General features: G+C 74.1%; 1 pseudogene. It reads left to right on the top strand.

Annotated elements, in window-relative coordinates:
• Window positions 1-721: pseudogene (locus tag ABWU78_RS20890) on the top strand (Ig-like domain-containing protein); the annotation flags it as partial.

The raw sequence follows: 721 nt of genomic DNA, 5'->3' as shown, positions 1-721 counted from the left end.
CCTCGACGACACGAGCACCGGTACGGCGTCTCCTGTCGACGTCGCGCACCTGAAGCTGGACGGGCAGGTTCGTCTGCCGGCGGGGGCGCAGGTGGTCTCCGGTGGTGCGACGACGGCGATCCTCGACGGCGAGGAGGGCCTGCTGTGGGTGCTGCCGTTCGACGGGGCAGCCTCGTTCGACGCGGAGAAGACGGACCCGACGGTCGAGGTCGAGGGCGGGGGAGCCCTCACGGTGTCGCAGGACGGGACGGTGTTCGCCGCGATCCCGTCGACGGGGACGTTGTGGACGGTGGCGACGACGTCCAAGGGCACCGCGGACGGCGACCCGTCGTCCTCCTCCCTGCCCGTGGGCAAGGGAGCGGAGGTCGAGGTGACCGCGGTGGGCGACAAGCCGGTCGTGCTCGACCGGTCGGGCTCGCAGCTCGTGCTCCCGGGTGGCAAGACGGTGACCCTGGACGACGGCGCCGAGGCGCGGCTCCAGCAGCCGTCCGCGGGGTCGGCGAACGTCGTCGTGGCGACGACCGGGGGGCTGGTCACGCAGCCGCTCAAGGGTGGCGACGCGCTGCGGCGCTCGGCCGAGGGGCGCCCGGCCGCGCCGGTGCAGCTCGGCGGCTGCACGTACGGGGCGTGGGCCTCGACCGGTCAGGTGATCCGTGACTGCGACGGCACCGACCGCGACCTGGACACCCGCCTGGAGGGGATCGATCCGCAGGCGCGTCTG

This window comes from Cellulosimicrobium sp. CpK407 (assembly GCF_051844275.1).
Taxonomy (GTDB): domain Bacteria; phylum Actinomycetota; class Actinomycetes; order Actinomycetales; family Cellulomonadaceae; genus Cellulosimicrobium; species Cellulosimicrobium cellulans_G.
Note: the sequence above shows the minus strand (reverse complement) of the source record. Positions and strands in the feature narration are given on the sequence as shown.